A 16757-nucleotide genomic window follows, 5' to 3' on the forward strand; every position below is an offset into this window, starting at 1 on the left:
AAGATCAAATGATTCTTCCTTGGGAGATAAGATAATTAAAGCAACACAAGATAAAAAAAGATGAAATAATATTATTGGGATACGAGATAATGACTAAAGGTTTTAAAGCTCATCAATATTATAGAGATAAAGTTTATAATTTATCTCTTCGTGAAATTAAATAGGAATACTAGCATTTTTACGGCATACCCACCCACAACAAGTAGTCGGTTTAGAGGGACTCACTAGTTCTCCTTGACTTTCAGTCTATATTCCTTGTGGCGGTAGTACCAGTTAAGGTCAACGGTCAGAAATGAACAGATAATACCGGTAATCAATGCCCGATCACTAAGCGATAGGGCACCAAATAGAAACGTCGTCGCGCTGGCACTATAGGCAGTGCCTGTTGTATATTTTTCAATATTATTCATAGATAGTTTTATTTATTTTTCGAGCGTTTAAAATGATGAGAGTATGTTTCTTATGTGTGAAGGTTAGCTCCTCATCAAAAGATCATCTCTGTGTTATCGCTTTAAGGGGGAAAGATTCTCTATTTCTATTTCTTTTTTGGTCTGCCAAAATCTATCTGTTTCCAACTCCACGCTAATAGCTTGTCGACCTAATTTAATGGCGGCTTTTACCGTCGAACTGGAACCCATAAAGAAATCTGCTACGGTATGACCTGACTTGCTACTGGCGTTAATAATGTGCTCAAGCAAGGCGGATTGTTTTTCACAGGGATGCTTGCCGGGATAATAAAGTGCGGGTGGAAAGTTCCACACATCGGTATACGGTACGTCTTTGGTGACAGAAAAAGGTCGGCGTAAGTTTTCATATTGTCGCTTAAGCTCGTCATAGTTTTTCATTAGTTCACCGTAATCACGCTGAAGTTCATTGTGACTTTTGTAAAAACACGGCACTAATCTTTTCTCTGCTGCTTTTTGCGAAAAGAATTGCTGCAATTGTTCGTATTGTGATTTGTTGGGTAGTTGCCATTGAGAATACGAGAACCAATGCTGGTACATGTAGCTTCCCATATACTGTTCAATTTCTTTGCCCGTGATATTGAGTTGATTTTTTGCGGTGATGAAATAGTCAATCAGTGGAGCGAACACTTCGCTTTTTAACTCAGCACATTTTACTGCATAGCCAGTGTTACTTTTTGCTGTACCCTCTGCACTACACTGCTCTGTAAACAATATTCGCTCGGTGCTAGGAAAAAATGCGCGGAGCGTATCTTTCTTCTGTCGCCGCCACGGGCTAAACGGTTTAGCCTAAATAATGTGATTTAACACCCTTATGTGATTTCTTAGCATAATTTTGGTATCAGCGGCCAATGCCTCACTATAAAACAGATAGAGACTGCTATTTGGCTTTAATATCCGCTGGAATTCAACAAGGTAATCATTTAGCCACGCTAGATATTGCTCGGTTGTTTTCCACTGTCTGTCCAATGCGCAGGATTTAACACGATAGTATGGCGGATCAGTCGCAATAAGATCGATGGAATTATCTGACAGTGTTTTGATATATGGCAACGAGTCTCCGTTAACCAATATTGGTTGGTTTAAAAAAGTCATCGTTGTTACCTTGGATTTTAAATGTGATTGACTTTGTTAGTGTATTGATGATTTTTAGTCAGCGACGGCTAACAATATTCATCAATAATGACGATACACTTGCCACCTTTTACACCACCGTTGTTATCCATCTTCTCAACGGTCATCACGCGAACCTGGCTATCATCGTGCCAAATATCCGCCCCAGTTAAAGGATCGAGTACACCTTTGGAATAATTGTCCACATCACGCTTTATCTTGTTGGGTAGATAGAGCTGCATCAATACAGAGACTTCACCTTCAAATTTTTGATAGCCGGATTTCTGGCGCATTTCATTGACAATTTTTGCGGTTGTTGCTTTAAATTCTTTGGCTTTATCACTTAAGTAGGGGCGTTTTGAATTATGTCGCCAATAGGTATTAACAGCTAGTGGAAAAGGAAGCTCAATTATCATGTTTTTATTCAAGCCTTACTGGAAAATATTTATCCAGAAATTCTTGAATGAATGAGAGGATTTTTTCGGCCTTGGCTTCCCATCTACCTATAAAAATACTTAAATCAGTATTTTGAACTACACCAAGGTAAAAAAGGATTGAAAGGACCAGGATTATAAACAAAAATCGAATAAAAATATTAATATAAACAATCATTCAACACCTTGTTTTAATAATTCTTTTCTTTATACATACGTCATCCTGTATCCTCAAGCCTTCGCCACGGTTTCCAGATGAACAAAACACTTCCCTTACTGTTACCTGCCTTTCCTGCTTTACCCGTCTCGGCAGAGATAAACGATAGCCTCCTATCGGTAATAAAACGCACTTCATCAGATGTTTTTAAAGCCTCATTAAACCAGGCCGTAGACGTATCGGAAGGAAGTAACATCACAATAGTCTGGTTCTGCTTTCGACACTGCTAGGCAGCTTTCTTCACCCAGGGCATAATCTGCTGTACGGAGGATTACAGAAGATAGCACCTTTGCTATTCCTGTCGCATTTCAATGCGTCTTGCTGTTCAGTTAAAAATGCTTTGCATAGCGCATTGCTTTTATCGGCAGCAGCCTCCAGCTTGAAATTAAATTCAGCATCAAATGCTCGAAATACTTCAATAGGCGTACGCCACCGATCTTTGAATGGTTTCGGTGTATGACTGATTAGCATAATTTTTACACCACGGTAGGATTTTGTATAACGGAAAGTTCCAGACTTTGTTAATCATGCAGCGTGGCGTGATTATTACCGCTTTCTACCAGTTTAACGGCGACATCCCATAATTCAGGATCGATATTCAGTGTTTTCTCAACATGATAACCCCTTTCCGTATATTGCTTGACCAGCCTGTTGGCTTGTTTTGTACTAATGGCTTCATGTCGAAACCAGCTTTTTTTTAAGTATGTCATTAGGTACTACTTGTTGAAAATTTAACAAGCTCTATTCGTACCCCACTTTTAGCGGTGAATGGAGCTATTTATTTTGGTCGCTTAAAACGCCGTTACGAGCGTTTTAGCCTGGTTAAAATTGATTTCTGATACCATCCATCAAACCGATTTTTGCAATTATTGGGAATGACTTTTTCCAAAACCGAACTTTGCATTGATGGCGCTGATTCTTTCCAGGCTACAGATTGGCTCGTTGGATTCATGTAAGTCTTTTTCGGTAGTAATAACTGTGACTTGGGTATCACATAGCCGTTACGCAATTTTTTTGTTAAGCCATCAATCAACAACCTTGCTATGTCCTCAAACTGTCTTGCGTTTAATGATGCAGCAATCATCGCCCGATAAAGTTCATGAACCAGCCAATAATTGGCATTCGAACCATAGTCAAATTCATGTATATCATCGTGCCCTCGTTGGCGGCAGTAGGCTTGTAACTTTTCGCTCAGTTGTTGAGGCGTGGGTAGTCCGTATTCCTCTGCTAAACCTTGCTGACACCAGTAGATAAATTGTCCAACAGACGGTAAAAACGGCGATTTTTGTTGTCTGGCAATACGCAACCCTGCGTTGATGTGACGGTCAGAGTTGATGTTGTTTTAAGCGAATGCGGTAATCCATTGTTGCTTGAATATTTCGATTTCTACCGATATTTTTAGCACTGAAATACTGGCCGGAAAAATCACTTTCAGACTCTCAAAAAATCGGTTAAACAGTTTGATGAAAGATGGGTTAATCGTGTTTTCAGTCGGTTGTACACACAACTGCTGGCGGTTAATTTTAGCGGTTAGAGTGTTGAAACGCATTGCATAAAACACCCTCCAGTCCATTAGCCCAACTGGTATCGTTCCAGGCGGCCTCAAGCTCATCACGACGACTGTTTGACGATTTTTTATTTCTAACCAGGTAGCGTTAAAACCTTGCCAGTTTCGCAGCATGCATTCAGCCAGTACGGTATCGGTGGGATATCCTAGCGCATTGGCTTCGTTGACTGCGGTTGCCAGTCGATTCAGGGCAGTTTGGGTGAGGTGAGCCTTTTTGTTTTTTCAATGCTGGAGATAATCAGCCCAAACGGATTCGCTGGGTAGCTGCTCAAACCGGGACAAATCCAGCTTAGATTTTTTCGCGATGATCTGAATTTTCGGTAGCGAAATACCTCCCGCAACCACCAAAATACCATCTTGCAGGTAGTCTTCTGCTGTGGAAGATTTCTGCAGTAAGATTATCCCTGATTTCAGACAGGCTAGTTTAGCGAAAGATTTTTCTCTGGGAGAGCTTGCGTCGATTTCAATGCCACATTGGTTGCCGTGCTTGTCACTCACCAGCAAATCAATTCTTCCAGAACGACCATCACCCCCGTTCCTGTACTCGAAACTCCCTGTTGCACTCGAAACCAAGTCCGATAATTTTTTGCTCAACGGCTCGATGCAGTTCATCGGCAGACTTGTCGACAAACTCTTGAAATTCACCACGCAGCGAATCTGCCAAAATTAGCTTTAAGTCAAAATTTTGAGAAGGAAGGGTTAGGGATGGGGATTTATATTATTATATTTATTTTCTTTCTCTTTTTTTGGTGTGTAGCTGTTTGGGCTACACTGTTTTGTCGCTGATTTAGTAATATTTGATGAAAGATTCCACGCTTGGAAATTTTGATTTACACCAATTTTATCACCACAGATTGAAAGCATGTTTAACTTAATCAATTCTGATTTTGCTCTATTGATATGGGCGTGATGGATACCTGTCATTTCACTGAGTTGCATATCTGTTATACGGTCGTAATCTTTACCCCAGCCAATCGTCATTCTATGAATTGCATCAAAAATTTTATATTGACGGAATGTAATCGGTGCGCGTAGAAGCGCTTCTTTGAGGTTATTATTCCACTGAGTAAAGCCATTCTCAGTTATGGGTAGATGAATGTGCTTTATCTTCTGATTAAAAATTAGTATAGGTAATGTTAGTCATAACGACAATCCTTTAATTTATTTTAAGAAAAATAGATAATGAGATAAGTTGTCGTTCAACTGTACTTATCGATTTCGTGCAAAATACAATCTATATTCGCGCAGAGATAGTCGAGTATTTCAGGTAGCCAAGGATTCGGTTTACTTGCACATTCACCCGCATCAAAGTACTTGTAAATGTTAGCGGCGACTTCTCTTACTCTAATTAATCTGCTATGACTTTCGTGACTAATTTCCAGCTTTATGTTTTCCTGCTGAGTAGCGGGGTATCAATAATTCTCATATTGATTTCCTTCCATGCCAGCGTACATAGGTTTACGACCGGCCCAGATAAGGCGGCTGTCTTTGAATAGGGCGGTGAAGGTGCGGAAATCTTGGCGAGTGAATGACACTTTGCTGTAGGGGAACGGCTGAATCTAGAGGAATAATCCAATAGACATCTGTAAATTTAGGGTGAGTTTGGCTGAGGATAGTAGTCGCCATTGATGCGATCTCCATACAGTTATTCAGGAAATCACCGCTAGAGGTTCCAATCTCTTTATGGGCGGCGACGCTATCTATCAGGGTTGGAACTACTGGACTGTATGGTCTCCAGCCAATCCGAAGATTGCCCTGACAAGGCCACCATTGAATTCAGGTGGGCATTGTCTGCGACATAAAAAAGACGCTATCTTCGGCGTCTATTGTCGCCATACAGTCATTCAGGGTTCCAAACCTGTCACTAGGATTAACTAGCGCATGATTACTAAAGGCGAAGTTTGCCAAAACAGGCAAGGTTTTTTTAATATAATTAGCGCTAAACGACACTCTGCCGTAAGGGATAGTAGAGTATTCTGGGATAATCCTAGTAGGTATTAATAAACTCAGGGCGAGTTGGGATTGGGATAGTAGCCATAGCGGTTGCCTCTCGTATAAGGTTTTGTAACCTCACCCATCCGCTACGAAACGGGGGTGGTGAGACGTAACAGGGTTCGTAGACCAGCATACGAGAAACTAGCGAGCCTTAAGGCTCGCCCGTCACGTCCCACCATAACAGGGAAGTAACACTGATTTCGGACACAAAAAAACCGCAATTCTAAGCGGCTTATGATGCCCGCTCGTATACTCGTGCTACGAAACCGGGCACCCGTTTTGTTAAGGTGTTCAATACAATATAGCTGATGTTTTGCCCTTGCGTCAAACGAATTCACTCGCTGCTGCTTCCTGTTCAGCAACAAGTATGTCATTGAATTTTTGGAGCGCTTTTTCGTTGTAGTGGAAGGACTCAACCTGTTTACTGCTATAGCGTGACTTGTCTAGATAGTATTTGCCGTATGTATCGTTCTTCATGTTGCTGTCATTGGTAATACGACCAATCTTGTTAGCTGAAATATTAAACATCTTGCCGATTTCCGGGGCGGTATAGCTCTTTTCTTCAATTACCGGCAGGGGGATGGCTTCATGTCTCGCTATAGGATAGATGAGCCCAGCGATAACGGTTTGACATGCTGCATCAGAAAGCCCCCTGTAGCCCACTGGAAGGTCTTTTCTGCTATCTCCATCTGAATTTGCATCGCTCTGGCCTTGCGGTACTCGGGCAAACCACTACTTTCATCTCGGTGAGTTTTATTCATGCTGTAGCTGCCCTGATGACGTAATACTGGTAAGACTTCTTTACATACCCAATCCTGAACACGTTCAGCAGAGGGGAGTTTGCTTTTTAGTATCAGGCGGTAGAGATCTGATTCGGGCGCAAGGATGACACCTTTAGATTTGAAATCGAATCCTGATTCTAGCGCCTGGCTAGAATTAGGTTTAATCAATAACTTACAGTTGTCTTGTAACGCTTCGTGCGGATTTTTATATCCAAGCGCCTTCGCCAGTTCTACTGCGAAAAACACCGGCTTATTTTTATCCCCTGTGTGCCTTGAAGCTCAACATCATAATCAGCAGATTTAAATAGCATTAATTGTGTTTTGGGAATTTTGGTCATAACCATTTTCCATAGTTAAACGGATATGGTTAAAGCGCATTAAGGATTATTAACGTGCGAAATTTACAGATTGGGTTATGCCGCAAATCGGTTCATCATGACGCTTAAAAGCTTAGGGAAAAAAACTATCGTAGAAGTGTTGCTGCGTCTGATGCGGGTTATTGTGGGCAGGATAATAGCCCTATGCCACCTGACTATATTTTTCGTGGGCAAATTGACCATTCCAGTTTTTCTTCAGTGGTAGCTTACCTTTGAGATATTGTTGATATAACCATGAAGCCCCTTTTTTAGCAGAACGATTTTGTAATACTGACGTTGCCCAAAACCCGTTGTTGCAATATAGGGTGACTCGGTTAAATATTTATCGTGTGCATAAGCATGTACTCGCCAGACATAAGACTTGTAGATATCCTTTTTTGCATCGTAGAGAAAATGCCGCGATTCTAGAAATAAATTGACCTGGTTAATATTTACGCCATTAAGTTGTTTACAGAACTGGACGGGTGACATGCCAACCTGGAATAGGTTTTTTAAACTATCGATTTTGGTTTCAAGTTGTTGAACCTGCACACCTAACAGTTGAATTTTTTATGTTGCTCAGCTCATGCAATCGCCGATTCAGCAGGGTCAAGGAAATTAGGTAAGTCTAAAGTTGTCGGGTCATTAGGTAATGATTTTTGATTAAAGTAAGCAGATTCCATTTTTTCAAAGAAAGACCATGCTTCATCAGTATCAACAATTTTTGACATACGTGCTGCGCCTTTTTCTGTATATAAGGTAATAGCCCGTGCTTTGTTCGAAATTTGTGCGTAAATATTATTTACTCGCAAATGTGCTAGCGCTTCACCCGTAACATTGAAATAATGAATGCCTTCAATAAAACGAGATTTGTTGTTAGATAAATTCATTCTGATATTTGAGGCTTCAGTGTCATAACCAGAAGCAAGGGTTTCAGTCGTCACAACACGAACATTTTGCCACTCAATAACTGGTAATTGAGTGGAATCGATAGTAATTAATTCAGTTTTCATCGTGTTTGTCCTTTAGTGAGTTGTGTATGGTATGAGTTGAGTTGCAGAGATATTCAAGTTGTCCATAATCACTTCATCGATAAAATACTAGCTTGCCTGTTTCCCTTTTTCGTTGCGCTCAACCATTGATAGTTCTTTCGCCATATCGATGCTGATGCAGTAGTCTTTCATTGTACGTTGGCGAGATTTTGCACTCCCTGATTTTGGGGAGCTCAAATTTCCTACAATTATGTAGTCCTGATTTTTAACAAATCCATACTGGTTAATTCAGTCTTTAATTCATGTGGTAAAATCTTTACCGATTTCTAAAAAAGCATGTAAATCAGGGGCATTGACAGTCTGGATTAATTCATTATTGATGTTTTTTGTTTCAATATTCATTAAATTTTGCATAAAGATATTACTCAAAATTAATTGATTAATGATTGTTCTAACATAACAGAAGGCCGAATACGTCGCTCTTGCTTGTAGAAAGCGAGCATTGCCAATCCAGCTTGAACTTTATCGGTTAGCGGTTGTGTAGGTGTAGAAATAACTTCATCAAAAGTACGAATCACTTTGAGATTGAAAGCAGCACTAATCCACATGGCGTATGCATAAACCGGTTCTTTAGCAACGTATGTTCCTTGCTCTACGCCTCCTCGAATAACCTAGGGAGGATTTCCACCCTCGCTTACAAATTGAGCAATTAAGTTTCCGGTTTTTTTCGTTGTCAAGCCAGAATTTGGGCTTATCCTTTTCCAACCCTCCGGCTGCTTTGTGTAAATCATTCAAACAATAACGCCCGAAAGCATCCTGACGGACGCCAGTATTTTCGATTACAATTAATTTGTTCATATTGATTTCTTCATCTACTAGATGTTGTCAAAATGCTTAGAGGACTAGCAAAGTTTTGCAGATTGGCATTAAAAAAGGTTACACTTGACCAAAAGGAGAAATTTCACGATGGGCCAAATCGCATTTGATACACAAGAATTTGTCGAAACACTAGAAAACGTTGGGTTGCCGAAAGATCAGGCTAAGGCGATATCCCTTGTTGTGCGTAAATCACATGAAGTCGCTGACCTTGCTACCAAGCGCGATCTTGAAGACGTTCGCAAGGATTTATCCGCAGAAATTGCCGATGTCCGTAAAGACATGGAGCATCGTTTTGAGAAAGTTGAGGCTCAGATTGCCGATGTTCGTAAGGATATGGAATATCCGCTTTGAAAAAAGCGAAACACAGCTACAAGCTCGTTTTGAGAAAACTGATGCTCAAATAAGCCTAGTCCGCAAAGATATGGAGGCATTAACTAATGGATTACTAATAAAACTCAGCAGAGTTATTGTTATAACTATTGGTCTTGCATCAACCCTTGCGGTATTAATAATTAAATTTTTGCCTTAAGAAGTTATTGTTAAAGATATAGCCATATTTATTAGCCTTATTTTTTTTTCTTATTACTTATTATATTTTCATCTTAAGGTCTTCAATAAAAAGAGGCAACATAACGTTTTCAGATATAACCCAAGAATTATATAAAATATTGTTTTGGCTTTTGAAAATATTAAGCGCTATTTGTGTAGAGGTTTGGCTATATTTTTTATATTTTATAAATCTATTCTTTTAGTTTTTGGTTAAAACTTTTCCACTAACAATTAATTTATTTTTAACCCCAAAACACATCATCCCCAGGATATTCCGATTGATATTGTTGATAGTAGCTTGGTGGGGCGTGCTTCCTTTCATCTTTATCCTGTAGCATGGCAATCTTTTTATCTATTATTTCAGAAGAAAGTCCGTTTAATTTTTCTTCTAGCGTCTGACGAGTTTGCGCAACGAAAGGCAAGAGAATGTCGAAACTGTAAGTATCTTGTCCGTTCGTTTTTGTTTTCAGCGTTTTTTGCAAGACAAAACCAATACGTTTATTGGTAAGCTCTGGTGCTATATGGGTATGGACATTAATCATTTTCGTTGTTAATTGACCGACATCAGTACAACTCATAATGGCGTGGATCATGTTGATACCATATTGATTTGGCGGGCCGTCTTTTTTCTTACAATAGACGTTGAGTTAGTTGGCTTTCTTGCCATCATCAGCCTCAACCGAAAATTCAATCGATTCACAGCGCCGCCGCCGCTGGTGACATATTTTGCTTCCCGAATCGTAACAACATAAGACCCCCCGATTCCGTAATAAATCCACTTTTACCCGCAGCCAACGCAGATTCTGCATTGTAAGTGAACGTAATATTATCCAAGATACTTCTCCTTTAAAACGAGATTTTCTTTTTGATTCGATTGAGGGTTAATTAAATAAAATCAATAAATTGAGTTCGGCGTATTTGAAGTTGCTGAATCTCTTCCTGATAATCTTTACGATATAACCTGTGGGTCATTAATTGACCTGTTTCTAGAAAATCCGTGCAATAACTAATAAAATCCACCCAATCACGACCTGTACAATCAAAGTGCCCTATGGGTTGCCATTTGTAAGCAGGGTCAAAAGATTCGTGTTCCAAAGTGGCATAATGCACGGGCGCGGTAACAGACTTAATTTCAATAATCCCGTCATCTCCGACTAATCCATCAGGACTATCGCCATAATCACCGCAATCAAAAAATCCACCGTTAGTTACGTCAACAAAGTTTATTTCTTCATATAGCCTTCTGGCTATTGGCTCCTGTTTGTGTCCGCGTAATATGAACATGTGATCATTAGTGAAACTAAATTCTGATTTTTTCCCTGTAATAATTTTCAGGGCAATTTGTAACGCATATCGCTTTGCCGGTTCGCCGAAAGCTTTTCCCTGGTTGCTGATAAAACAGCTAAACTGTGATGCAGTCACCTTTCCTAAACGAAGCGCATCCCATTTCTTCCGTATTTTGCTGTACGTCATACCATTGTATTAGTACACTCCTTCTTGAGGCGTTCCTGGTCTTCCAGCGACATATCAACATGCGCTAATACTTTTTCTAGCGAGCCAGTATTAAGATAACTTTGCTTGGCTCTTTCCCATAACTCTAGCTGACTTGGCGTTAATATTTTTTTCCTGATGATAACGGGATATATTCTTAACCCATCGACATATTCTTGTCGGTTTTTTACCCGTTCAACGCAAATCATGACTTTTACATTTCGCCAATCTTCAAGAAACGGCTAACCGGTTATTTGTCTAACCATTTTGCTATTGGTCACATTGAGAATCATTGGCTTAACTGCCTCGTCGGGTCTAATTTCTTTCTCTTTAAAATAAGCCGTGTTAAAAACATTTTTTGTTCTTCTCGTCTTATCCGCTTCAAATAAAACCTTAGAGATGGTTAATACTGTTGGTTCAACAATATCGGCGCTGCTCAAATAAGGGGAATCGAACGCCTTTCTATAATGCGTTTTTTCTGTCATTAAGCGGGCGCCTCATAATAAGAATCTTGACACTTCTTCACATAAAGAATTTTGGCAAGTTGTTGAACTAAGTCATAGAGTGCATTATTGAAACCAGGGGTGGTTTGGATTACGAGAAGAGACTCATCATAATTATCTTCGTAAGTAAAGATTTGCTTTGATAAGACGTGAGCAAGATAGCCGTCATTTAAAGATTCATAAATGCGTTCGCCTTCTTTATCGCAGGCTTCAAGTTGCTCTTGTGTGAAGTCATTGATTATGCGTAAAATTTTTTTCTCGGTTGCCAGATCCATTACGTCTCCTTCTGTGAGGATAACGGTTCTTCACCGTATAAAGATAAGTTTTTGTTAGACAGCGGTTGTTGATACTGTCTGTGGGATGTCTATCTAATTGATTTTTAAATGCAACCAGCAGGTTCCACAATAGCATTTTCTTGTGTGTGATGTTCACTCCATACACGATTAATGATTTCTTCGGTTGAGCATTTTTTTAGTAAATTTAATCTTATTGTACGTATTCTATACTGATCTCTATAGTGCATTTGCCGCCGTTCACGGCAACGTTGACGAGCATTCATTGATAAATGTCTCCTCTATAAGAAGATTTATGCTAAGCATGAAAAATACTTACTACAAATCCACCTATTGGTTATTTGGGGTTTGTGTACACCTGTATCGGCATACTCCGGCTGGAAAGTCCCTACGAAAGTAGGCTCAACTCCGCTTCGTATAAACAACCTACAAAGCTATCAGCAAATTACAGGCGCAACTTCCCCACCATCCGTTTCACAGACTTTTTTTGCTGATACCAAAATGTTAAAGAGCAGTTCAGCGGCAAACGCTAGCTATGGACTTTTATTCAAATTTCTTGCTTGGTAATTACAAACCAAGCCATTTAAGCCAAGCATCACGTTCTTATGCGGGACGGTTAAAGTAGGCTTCTCGGACTATGCAGTTGAATTCAGGTAGGTATATCCACGTTTCACTTACCCGTGAATTCGGTTTGTTCGGGTCTTGAAAGTCCACCATATGCAATTTTTCTCGTTTAATCATGACCCTAACGGCTTCATCTGTCTTACCGATCAACTAGGCAAACTTTTCTATCGTCACTTCGTCAACCGGATATTGCCCTGTGCCCTCATGTATTTCAGATCCTTCTAGACCGCTGTAGACCGTTCCTGACCCTTCAAATCATCAAAATAGTGCTTGAATCTGTTATGCTTAACACTGAGGTGCATTTGCTGCAATTTGCCGAAGCTCGATCGAATTTGGCAGCATTTGTCTATGTATAAAAATCCTCAATTGAGGATTTTTATTAATCATAGTCGTCTGGAGAAGATTATGTCCAGTGAATATGGAGAAAAACTGAGAAAAATTTGTCGAGCAGAAAGACTAACTCAACCAGAGTTTTCTCAATTAACAGGTGTAAGCCTTGGTGCTATAAGAAATTATGAAACAGGACAGCGAGATGTTGGATTGAGTGTTATTGATAAAATAGTCAAACATTCTAGATTTGGGAAATATACTATGTGGCTAATGAGAGGTGAAGCTAACCCCGAAGCCGGACAAGTCGAACCGGCTTTCTCTCTCAGTGGCTCAGAGATCTCGGAGAAGAAAGATCAAAAAAAATCCTTCCATACGAAGGTAAATGGCTGCTAGCGCTATATGATTTCTGGATGATCGCAGAAAGAATAGTGATATAACTAGCTAGAAAATCAGAATAGTTTCTGCTGAAAAAAATAGTCAAACATATAAATAATGTATTCTTTTATTTAAAAATTTACCTATTAGCTAGAGGTAGAGGCAAGCTAGCTTCTTGCCTCATAGTTTATCTAGTTCACTATCTGAAAGACCAGTGGCAATCTTTATCAGATTTCGCTCTGCGCCGTTGACTAATAACTGTTGTGCAATTTTACGAGAAGCGGCTTTCTCGCCCTGCTGCAATCCCTCATTAACCCGATCTTGTCGACCTAGCTGGTAACCTTCCTGCTTGCCTAGTTGGATGCCTCTAGCCTCGCCTTTAGCCTCTAATTGCTCTGCAATCGTCATAAAATCCCTCCCGGTAAGTCGGTGCTTTTTCCGCAAGGGTACGTATGAATCCCTCGCCGTCAATCGTGTTTCCTGCTTTAGCTATATAATATAATAAGCTCTTGCATTGTTCTTTGGAATACTGCCATTTTTCTATTAGATTAGCTAACTCTACGGCAAGTTCCAACATATCTCGCGTTCGGATGTGCTTTTGTACCAGTTGCAGGAGAGCTACTCGGCGGTGCGTCAGGATCTTCTCATCCGGTATCGTTGTGATATCAACCAGCGGGAACGCTTGTCTATAGACTGATTCTGCCAGTTCAGGGTCAGCAAAGCAATCAAACCATTGGGTAGTGTACGGATAGGGTGATGTGGTGCCGTGGTCGGGTAGCAGCAGCCCATTTCTGGGCCGACGCCCCCTAAGAACCGTACGTGCGAGTTTCCCCGCATACTTCTCAAGCATGAAGAAAGGCTATCAGATACTGATAACCCAGCGGTGGTTCGACTATGGAGTTGCACCGCCTTCACAATTCTCACTTGTATCTTTCGAACCTGCATCTCAATTTGTCGCCAATTGATACTGGCCCAGGTTACTTGGTCCTCAGGAGCGCTAATGACATCGGTCATTTCTATTCGTCTTCCTGATAAAGAAAGTGAACAAGGTCCTTGTGATTTCACACCATCTGGAAGTCAGCCCCGTTACCGGTAACAAAGTGAATCTGTTTATCCTGCCCATTACAGGTACGCCTTCGCTTTTTCCAGACTCCTTTACCCTGCCTTTAATCAAGGCAATGGCTTACCCAGTTCCGCTTGCTTGCCATCAGTAACTTAGGTTGCTCCTCTTCACCGTTGGATGATTGTCCGCGCTAACGCATTCTACAAACGTTAGACCTTCCACATACCTTTTGGTCACAGCCTATCAGCATCTTTGGCTATTTCGCTGCTCACGATGATTACGCAGAACTTCGCTTACGCTAACCTTATTACTTCACCTATCCCTCTCGCCGCATGATGCTTGCAGTCTTCAGTTCTCTTTGCAGAGGCGCCTTATGTTTTCACTAGAGGTACATTGTGCCAAGCGCTTCACACCTAGCTGTTTCCGGCTACGCATGGCCTGGGGTAGGTGCAGGTGACGGAACACCTGGCTGTATCTTCTTGTACAGCAGACATAACAAGCGACTTTTCTGGTCGCACATAGAATAACAGCGGGATCAAGACAGGCAAAGAGTCATTGCCTTGTTCAAGGTGCAGCTGTATGGCTGCTACACTGTACCGTAGAAGCCTGAATGCCATTAGCTTTTCAGGACGGCTCTGGTGCTCGACTACTGTATATATAACCTTTCCCCGAATTCGTCTGCACAGAGTAGAGTATATTTGAACACTGGGTGCGCAGGTCGTCTTCGATAAAGCTGCCTGACTCCATAGCAAGAGTATTAAAATCGCAATGTTCTAGCAGATGAGGCGGCAAATGGGCTTCTAGAAAGTCTCTAACTATAGCAATATCGCCAAGAAACTTATTGAACAGAGCGTCGTGTTAGGATAGTGAAGTTTTTTTCATCGGCAAAGTATACCTTGGGAAGGTTGCGATATGCCATCAAAATCTCAGCTTCTTCAGCGAGCTAGAGGGGTTTGTACTTAGCTCATGAGTCAGCGTATCGGTATCAACAAGTTGCCCTGGTTAGCTTCCGTAAGCCAGCTATCTATTTAATCCTTCACACTATCCACATTCTTACGCTTACAGGCGTTATTGAATAAATAGAGATTATGCTGCGAACTTACAAAGACATCGAACTCTCCTAACGTAAAATCAGTAGGTTAAAGTCAGAATAGGGAGGAGCACGCAAGAGTGACAAGTATATTTGACCAAAACAGGCATGTCAAAACAGCATGATTCCCTATTATTCAACAAAGCCACGCTTACATACAAGTTGCCGGATGGTTCGCTTCTCAGTGGCTTTAAATACTTTTTTGTTAAAACGATCCATTTGAGTCATATTGCATAGTTACGCAAATCACAAAACGGGATATTCTGAATGGTAAGAGGCTACGAACGTAACCCCTTGAAATCATGGTGCCCGGAGGCGGAATCGAACCACCGACACGAGGATTTTCAATCCTCTGCTCTACCGACTGAGCTATCCGGGCAACAGGGCGTATTAAACCTGATTATGATATTTTCGTCAATTAAAATTATTGCAATAAGCTTTCTTATTTTTTTCAATAAGTTAACAAGTGGTATATAAAAATTGTTCGAAGCTTTTTTGCCGATTAGAAATGGTACCCTTTATTATAAGGGTACCAACTTAACTAAGTAAAAAGGCTGTTAACGATAATTTTTCTGCGCATTATTTACTTTAATCAGATAATTACGTGATTGAGCAGCCGGATGTTTAGTCATTAATGTTTGGTAAACATCACCTGGTGGCATTTGGTTAATAATCTGTGCTGCTAGTTTTTATCGTTATGGAATACTCTTAATACACTACCGGCTCCACCATTATAGGCAGTGATGATCGCATAGCGGCGCAAGGTAGCATTAGTGATTTCACCTAAATAAGTGTTTTGTAGCAATGATAAATAGGCGGTTCCCAGATCAATATTATTGGCAGGATCAAAATAAATAATTGCGACTTGGTATGCCTGATTTTCCTTGGGCACGAAAAACGTCTCTGCCAGCAGTGTTTGGCATAATTTGCATTAAACCTAAAGCATCAGAGCGACTGACTGCTTAAGGATTAAAACTAGACTCTATTTGCATAATTGCCAAGATCAACGATTGATCAACGCCATATTTTGCCGCTGCCTGGCGGATATATGGTAAATATTTATAAGCACGTTTATCCAGGGGATTAGGCACTAATTGGATAGTAATTGACCAGATAACGTGTAATCGTGACTGACGTCGCTGTAATTTATTTTCTAATAGATAGTCGGCAAATTTTGTTGCTCGCCATTCCCAGCGGATCGGTTGATTCGCGTGATCAAGTACTTGTCCATATAAAAAAGGCTCTTTACTGATAGCGATATTATTAATATCAGAAGAGAGATCAATAGCGCCTGGATCATCGCCGATCAATAAAGTAGTAACAATGGCTTTTTTTAAGTATTCCTTTGGTTCTATGCCAGCGATGGTTTCAATTGTGATGCTGCCGCTGTCAAAATTAATATGGCTACGGGTTTGGTATTGATCAGTATATTTGACATAATCTTTTGGCCCAGCAATCAGCACTTCCTGAATTCCCCAAATATTCTCAATATTGTGAGCAAATTGCTGAACTAAAATATCAAATCCATTGGTATCTTTGATGTATTCAGGATGAAATGAGAACTCTTTTTTACTGGGACAAGCCAGCAAAAGTTAGACAATGATCAGAGGGAGCAGCAGCTTTTTCATATCATTCACTGT

General features: G+C 40.5%; 28 protein-coding genes, 1 tRNA gene and 5 pseudogenes. 2 read left to right on the top strand and 32 right to left on the bottom strand.

The window, feature by feature from the left end; translation table 11 throughout:
• Positions 1 to 224 precede the first annotated feature (224 nt).
• The 19 genes and pseudogenes from ARADI_RS14535 to ARADI_RS21370 all read right to left on the bottom strand — a co-directional run bounded on the left by ARADI_RS14535 (position 225) and on the right by ARADI_RS21370 (position 8778).
• Positions 225 to 410, bottom strand: a complete 186-nt coding sequence (locus ARADI_RS14535; RefSeq protein ID WP_119712482.1) for a phage holin family protein — start codon at positions 408 to 410, stop codon at positions 225 to 227.
• A gap of 93 nt (positions 411 to 503) precedes the next feature.
• Positions 504 to 1559: pseudogene (locus tag ARADI_RS14540) on the bottom strand (DNA-methyltransferase).
• A 68-nt stretch (positions 1560 to 1627) separates the two neighbouring features.
• Complete coding sequence (locus ARADI_RS14545; RefSeq protein WP_147392423.1) at positions 1628 to 1993, bottom strand: RusA family crossover junction endodeoxyribonuclease; 366 nt, start codon at positions 1991 to 1993, stop codon at positions 1628 to 1630.
• A gap of 236 nt (positions 1994 to 2229) precedes the next feature.
• Positions 2230 to 2424, bottom strand: coding sequence for a DNA N-6-adenine-methyltransferase (locus ARADI_RS21350; RefSeq protein WP_369407043.1), 195 nt, complete (start codon positions 2422 to 2424; stop codon positions 2230 to 2232).
• 44 nt (positions 2425 to 2468) lie between these two features.
• Complete coding sequence (locus ARADI_RS21355) at positions 2469 to 2699, bottom strand: DNA N-6-adenine-methyltransferase (protein ID WP_369407044.1); 231 nt, start codon at positions 2697 to 2699, stop codon at positions 2469 to 2471.
• A 50-nt stretch (positions 2700 to 2749) separates the two neighbouring features.
• On the bottom strand, positions 2750 to 2938 hold the full coding sequence (locus tag ARADI_RS14555) for a hypothetical protein (RefSeq protein WP_119712485.1): 189 nt from the start codon (positions 2936 to 2938) through the stop codon (positions 2750 to 2752).
• Between the two features lie 92 nt (positions 2939 to 3030).
• Positions 3031 to 3564 carry a replication protein P gene (locus ARADI_RS14560; RefSeq protein WP_119712486.1) on the bottom strand — a complete coding sequence of 178 codons (534 nt, stop codon included), beginning with the start codon at positions 3562 to 3564 and terminating at the stop codon, positions 3031 to 3033.
• 6 nt (positions 3565 to 3570) lie between these two features.
• Positions 3571 to 4005, bottom strand: a pseudogene (locus ARADI_RS14565) (hypothetical protein); the annotation flags it as partial.
• Between the two features lie 12 nt (positions 4006 to 4017).
• Entirely contained in the window at positions 4018 to 4293 is a 276-nt protein-coding gene (locus tag ARADI_RS14570) for a hypothetical protein (protein ID WP_147392424.1), read from the bottom strand.
• A gap of 201 nt (positions 4294 to 4494) precedes the next feature.
• Entirely contained in the window at positions 4495 to 4923 is a 429-nt protein-coding gene (locus tag ARADI_RS14575) for a replication protein (protein ID WP_119712489.1), read from the bottom strand.
• Between the two features lie 330 nt (positions 4924 to 5253).
• Positions 5254 to 5571, bottom strand: a complete 318-nt coding sequence (locus tag ARADI_RS21360; protein ID WP_369407056.1) for an ash family protein — start codon at positions 5569 to 5571, stop codon at positions 5254 to 5256.
• A 543-nt stretch (positions 5572 to 6114) separates the two neighbouring features.
• Positions 6115 to 6267, bottom strand: a complete 153-nt coding sequence (locus tag ARADI_RS18960; protein ID WP_238149505.1) for a hypothetical protein — start codon at positions 6265 to 6267, stop codon at positions 6115 to 6117.
• A gap of 119 nt (positions 6268 to 6386) precedes the next feature.
• Complete coding sequence (locus tag ARADI_RS18965; protein ID WP_238149506.1) at positions 6387 to 6818, bottom strand: BRO-N domain-containing protein; 432 nt, start codon at positions 6816 to 6818, stop codon at positions 6387 to 6389.
• A gap of 326 nt (positions 6819 to 7144) precedes the next feature.
• Positions 7145 to 7480 (bottom strand): hypothetical protein, encoded by a 336-nt coding sequence (locus ARADI_RS21935; RefSeq protein WP_119712490.1) that lies wholly within the window; start codon positions 7478 to 7480, stop codon positions 7145 to 7147.
• Between the two features lie 32 nt (positions 7481 to 7512).
• Positions 7513 to 7941, bottom strand: a complete 429-nt coding sequence (locus ARADI_RS21940) for an ORF6N domain-containing protein (RefSeq protein ID WP_119712491.1) — start codon at positions 7939 to 7941, stop codon at positions 7513 to 7515.
• 87 nt (positions 7942 to 8028) lie between these two features.
• Positions 8029 to 8208, bottom strand: a complete 180-nt coding sequence (locus ARADI_RS18970; RefSeq protein ID WP_255420753.1) for an antA/AntB antirepressor family protein — start codon at positions 8206 to 8208, stop codon at positions 8029 to 8031.
• A 12-nt stretch (positions 8209 to 8220) separates the two neighbouring features.
• On the bottom strand, positions 8221 to 8334 hold the full coding sequence (locus ARADI_RS18975) for an antA/AntB antirepressor family protein (RefSeq protein WP_238149508.1): 114 nt from the start codon (positions 8332 to 8334) through the stop codon (positions 8221 to 8223).
• Between the two features lie 17 nt (positions 8335 to 8351).
• Positions 8352 to 8588: a KilA-N domain-containing protein gene (locus ARADI_RS18980; RefSeq protein WP_369407057.1), complete on the bottom strand. Its 237-nt coding sequence runs from the start codon at positions 8586 to 8588 to the stop codon at positions 8352 to 8354.
• Entirely contained in the window at positions 8551 to 8778 is a 228-nt protein-coding gene (locus ARADI_RS21370) for a KilA-N domain-containing protein (RefSeq protein ID WP_369407045.1), read from the bottom strand. The genes ARADI_RS18980 and ARADI_RS21370 overlap by 38 nt, the downstream gene beginning before the upstream one ends.
• A 108-nt stretch (positions 8779 to 8886) precedes the next feature.
• On the opposite strand from ARADI_RS21370, the gene ARADI_RS14610 reads away from it, so the two are divergent.
• On the top strand, positions 8887 to 9150 hold the full coding sequence (locus ARADI_RS14610) for a CCDC90 family protein (RefSeq protein WP_119712492.1): 264 nt from the start codon (positions 8887 to 8889) through the stop codon (positions 9148 to 9150).
• 440 nt (positions 9151 to 9590) lie between these two features.
• On the opposite strand, the gene ARADI_RS18985 is transcribed toward ARADI_RS14610, so the two are convergent.
• The 8 genes and pseudogenes from ARADI_RS18985 to ARADI_RS14640 form a co-directional block, all read right to left on the bottom strand.
• Complete coding sequence (locus tag ARADI_RS18985) at positions 9591 to 9926, bottom strand: hypothetical protein (protein WP_238149510.1); 336 nt, start codon at positions 9924 to 9926, stop codon at positions 9591 to 9593.
• 69 nt (positions 9927 to 9995) lie between these two features.
• Positions 9996 to 10157 (bottom strand): hypothetical protein, encoded by a 162-nt coding sequence (locus ARADI_RS18990; protein ID WP_238149511.1) that lies wholly within the window; start codon positions 10155 to 10157, stop codon positions 9996 to 9998.
• Positions 10158 to 10233: 76 nt separating this feature from the next.
• Positions 10234 to 10821: a YqaJ viral recombinase family protein gene (locus ARADI_RS14620; RefSeq protein ID WP_255420740.1), complete on the bottom strand. Its 588-nt coding sequence runs from the start codon at positions 10819 to 10821 to the stop codon at positions 10234 to 10236.
• Positions 10818 to 11048, bottom strand: a complete 231-nt coding sequence (locus ARADI_RS18995; protein ID WP_238149512.1) for a hypothetical protein — start codon at positions 11046 to 11048, stop codon at positions 10818 to 10820. The genes ARADI_RS14620 and ARADI_RS18995 overlap by 4 nt, the downstream gene beginning before the upstream one ends.
• Positions 11049 to 11081: 33 nt before the next feature.
• Positions 11082 to 11324 (bottom strand): hypothetical protein, encoded by a 243-nt coding sequence (locus ARADI_RS19000; protein WP_238149513.1) that lies wholly within the window; start codon positions 11322 to 11324, stop codon positions 11082 to 11084.
• The gene (locus ARADI_RS14630; protein ID WP_119712494.1) at positions 11324 to 11617 is read right to left on the bottom strand and encodes a hypothetical protein; all 294 of its coding nucleotides are present in this window, start codon (positions 11615 to 11617) and stop codon (positions 11324 to 11326) included. The genes ARADI_RS19000 and ARADI_RS14630 overlap by 1 nt, the downstream gene beginning before the upstream one ends.
• 104 nt (positions 11618 to 11721) lie before the next feature.
• Entirely contained in the window at positions 11722 to 11901 is a 180-nt protein-coding gene (locus ARADI_RS14635; RefSeq protein ID WP_182853287.1) for a hypothetical protein, read from the bottom strand.
• A 337-nt stretch (positions 11902 to 12238) separates the two neighbouring features.
• Positions 12239 to 12469 (bottom strand): annotated as a pseudogene (locus ARADI_RS14640) (Cox family DNA-binding protein).
• A gap of 138 nt (positions 12470 to 12607) precedes the next feature.
• On the opposite strand from ARADI_RS14640, the gene ARADI_RS14645 reads away from it, so the two are divergent.
• The gene (locus tag ARADI_RS14645; protein ID WP_238149515.1) at positions 12608 to 12982 is read left to right on the top strand and encodes a helix-turn-helix domain-containing protein; all 375 of its coding nucleotides are present in this window, start codon (positions 12608 to 12610) and stop codon (positions 12980 to 12982) included.
• A 162-nt stretch (positions 12983 to 13144) separates the two neighbouring features.
• On the opposite strand, the gene ARADI_RS19005 is transcribed toward ARADI_RS14645, so the two are convergent.
• From ARADI_RS19005 to mltC, 5 genes and pseudogenes are all read right to left on the bottom strand, one after another.
• Positions 13145 to 13372, bottom strand: coding sequence for an Rpn/YhgA-type helix-turn-helix domain-containing protein (locus ARADI_RS19005; RefSeq protein WP_238149516.1), 228 nt, complete (start codon positions 13370 to 13372; stop codon positions 13145 to 13147).
• Complete coding sequence (locus tag ARADI_RS19010) at positions 13344 to 13814, bottom strand: Rpn family recombination-promoting nuclease/putative transposase (protein ID WP_238149517.1); 471 nt, start codon at positions 13812 to 13814, stop codon at positions 13344 to 13346. The genes ARADI_RS19005 and ARADI_RS19010 overlap by 29 nt, the downstream gene beginning before the upstream one ends.
• Before the next feature lie 722 nt (positions 13815 to 14536).
• Positions 14537 to 14876 (bottom strand): annotated as a pseudogene (locus ARADI_RS14655) (Rpn family recombination-promoting nuclease/putative transposase); the annotation flags it as partial.
• Between the two features lie 544 nt (positions 14877 to 15420).
• Positions 15421 to 15496, bottom strand: a tRNA-Phe gene (locus ARADI_RS14660).
• A 178-nt stretch (positions 15497 to 15674) separates the two neighbouring features.
• Positions 15675 to 16706 (bottom strand): annotated as a pseudogene (gene mltC, locus ARADI_RS14665) (membrane-bound lytic murein transglycosylase MltC).
• Positions 16707 to 16757 lie beyond the last annotated feature (51 nt).

Origin of the sequence: Arsenophonus endosymbiont of Aleurodicus floccissimus (assembly GCF_900343025.1) — a bacterium.
Classification (GTDB): domain Bacteria; phylum Pseudomonadota; class Gammaproteobacteria; order Enterobacterales; family Enterobacteriaceae; genus Arsenophonus.

Bases quoted from the DNA above. Each gene is read 5' to 3' on its own strand.
- ARADI_RS18995 (WP_238149512.1), bottom strand. From the start codon at position 11,048: ATGATTTGCGTTGAACGGGTAAAAAACCGACAAGAATATGTCGATGGG.
- ARADI_RS21940 (WP_119712491.1), bottom strand. From the start codon at position 7,941: ATGAAAACTGAATTAATTACTATCGATTCCACTCAATTACCAGTTATT.
- ARADI_RS14645 (WP_238149515.1), top strand. From the start codon at position 12,608: ATGTATAAAAATCCTCAATTGAGGATTTTTATTAATCATAGTCGTCTG.
- ARADI_RS19000 (WP_238149513.1), bottom strand. From the start codon at position 11,324: ATGACAGAAAAAACGCATTATAGAAAGGCGTTCGATTCCCCTTATTTG.
- ARADI_RS14635 (WP_182853287.1), bottom strand. From the start codon at position 11,901: ATGAATGCTCGTCAACGTTGCCGTGAACGGCGGCAAATGCACTATAGA.
- ARADI_RS14620 (WP_255420740.1), bottom strand. From the start codon at position 10,821: ATGACGTACAGCAAAATACGGAAGAAATGGGATGCGCTTCGTTTAGGA.
- ARADI_RS21350 (WP_369407043.1), bottom strand. From the start codon at position 2,424: ATGTTACTTCCTTCCGATACGTCTACGGCCTGGTTTAATGAGGCTTTA.
- ARADI_RS18985 (WP_238149510.1), bottom strand. From the start codon at position 9,926: ATGAGTTGTACTGATGTCGGTCAATTAACAACGAAAATGATTAATGTC.
- ARADI_RS14555 (WP_119712485.1), bottom strand. From the start codon at position 2,938: ATGACATACTTAAAAAAAAGCTGGTTTCGACATGAAGCCATTAGTACA.
- ARADI_RS14545 (WP_147392423.1), bottom strand. From the start codon at position 1,993: ATGATAATTGAGCTTCCTTTTCCACTAGCTGTTAATACCTATTGGCGA.
- ARADI_RS14535 (WP_119712482.1), bottom strand. From the start codon at position 410: ATGAATAATATTGAAAAATATACAACAGGCACTGCCTATAGTGCCAGC.
- ARADI_RS19010 (WP_238149517.1), bottom strand. From the start codon at position 13,814: ATGCTTGAGAAGTATGCGGGGAAACTCGCACGTACGGTTCTTAGGGGG.
- ARADI_RS19005 (WP_238149516.1), bottom strand. From the start codon at position 13,372: ATGACGATTGCAGAGCAATTAGAGGCTAAAGGCGAGGCTAGAGGCATC.
- ARADI_RS18975 (WP_238149508.1), bottom strand. From the start codon at position 8,334: ATGCAAAATTTAATGAATATTGAAACAAAAAACATCAATAATGAATTA.
- ARADI_RS18990 (WP_238149511.1), bottom strand. From the start codon at position 10,157: ATGCAGAATCTGCGTTGGCTGCGGGTAAAAGTGGATTTATTACGGAAT.
- ARADI_RS18960 (WP_238149505.1), bottom strand. From the start codon at position 6,267: ATGAAGAACGATACATACGGCAAATACTATCTAGACAAGTCACGCTAT.
- ARADI_RS14630 (WP_119712494.1), bottom strand. From the start codon at position 11,617: ATGGATCTGGCAACCGAGAAAAAAATTTTACGCATAATCAATGACTTC.
- ARADI_RS21355 (WP_369407044.1), bottom strand. From the start codon at position 2,699: ATGCTAATCAGTCATACACCGAAACCATTCAAAGATCGGTGGCGTACG.
- ARADI_RS14610 (WP_119712492.1), top strand. From the start codon at position 8,887: ATGGGCCAAATCGCATTTGATACACAAGAATTTGTCGAAACACTAGAA.
- ARADI_RS21370 (WP_369407045.1), bottom strand. From the start codon at position 8,778: ATGAACAAATTAATTGTAATCGAAAATACTGGCGTCCGTCAGGATGCT.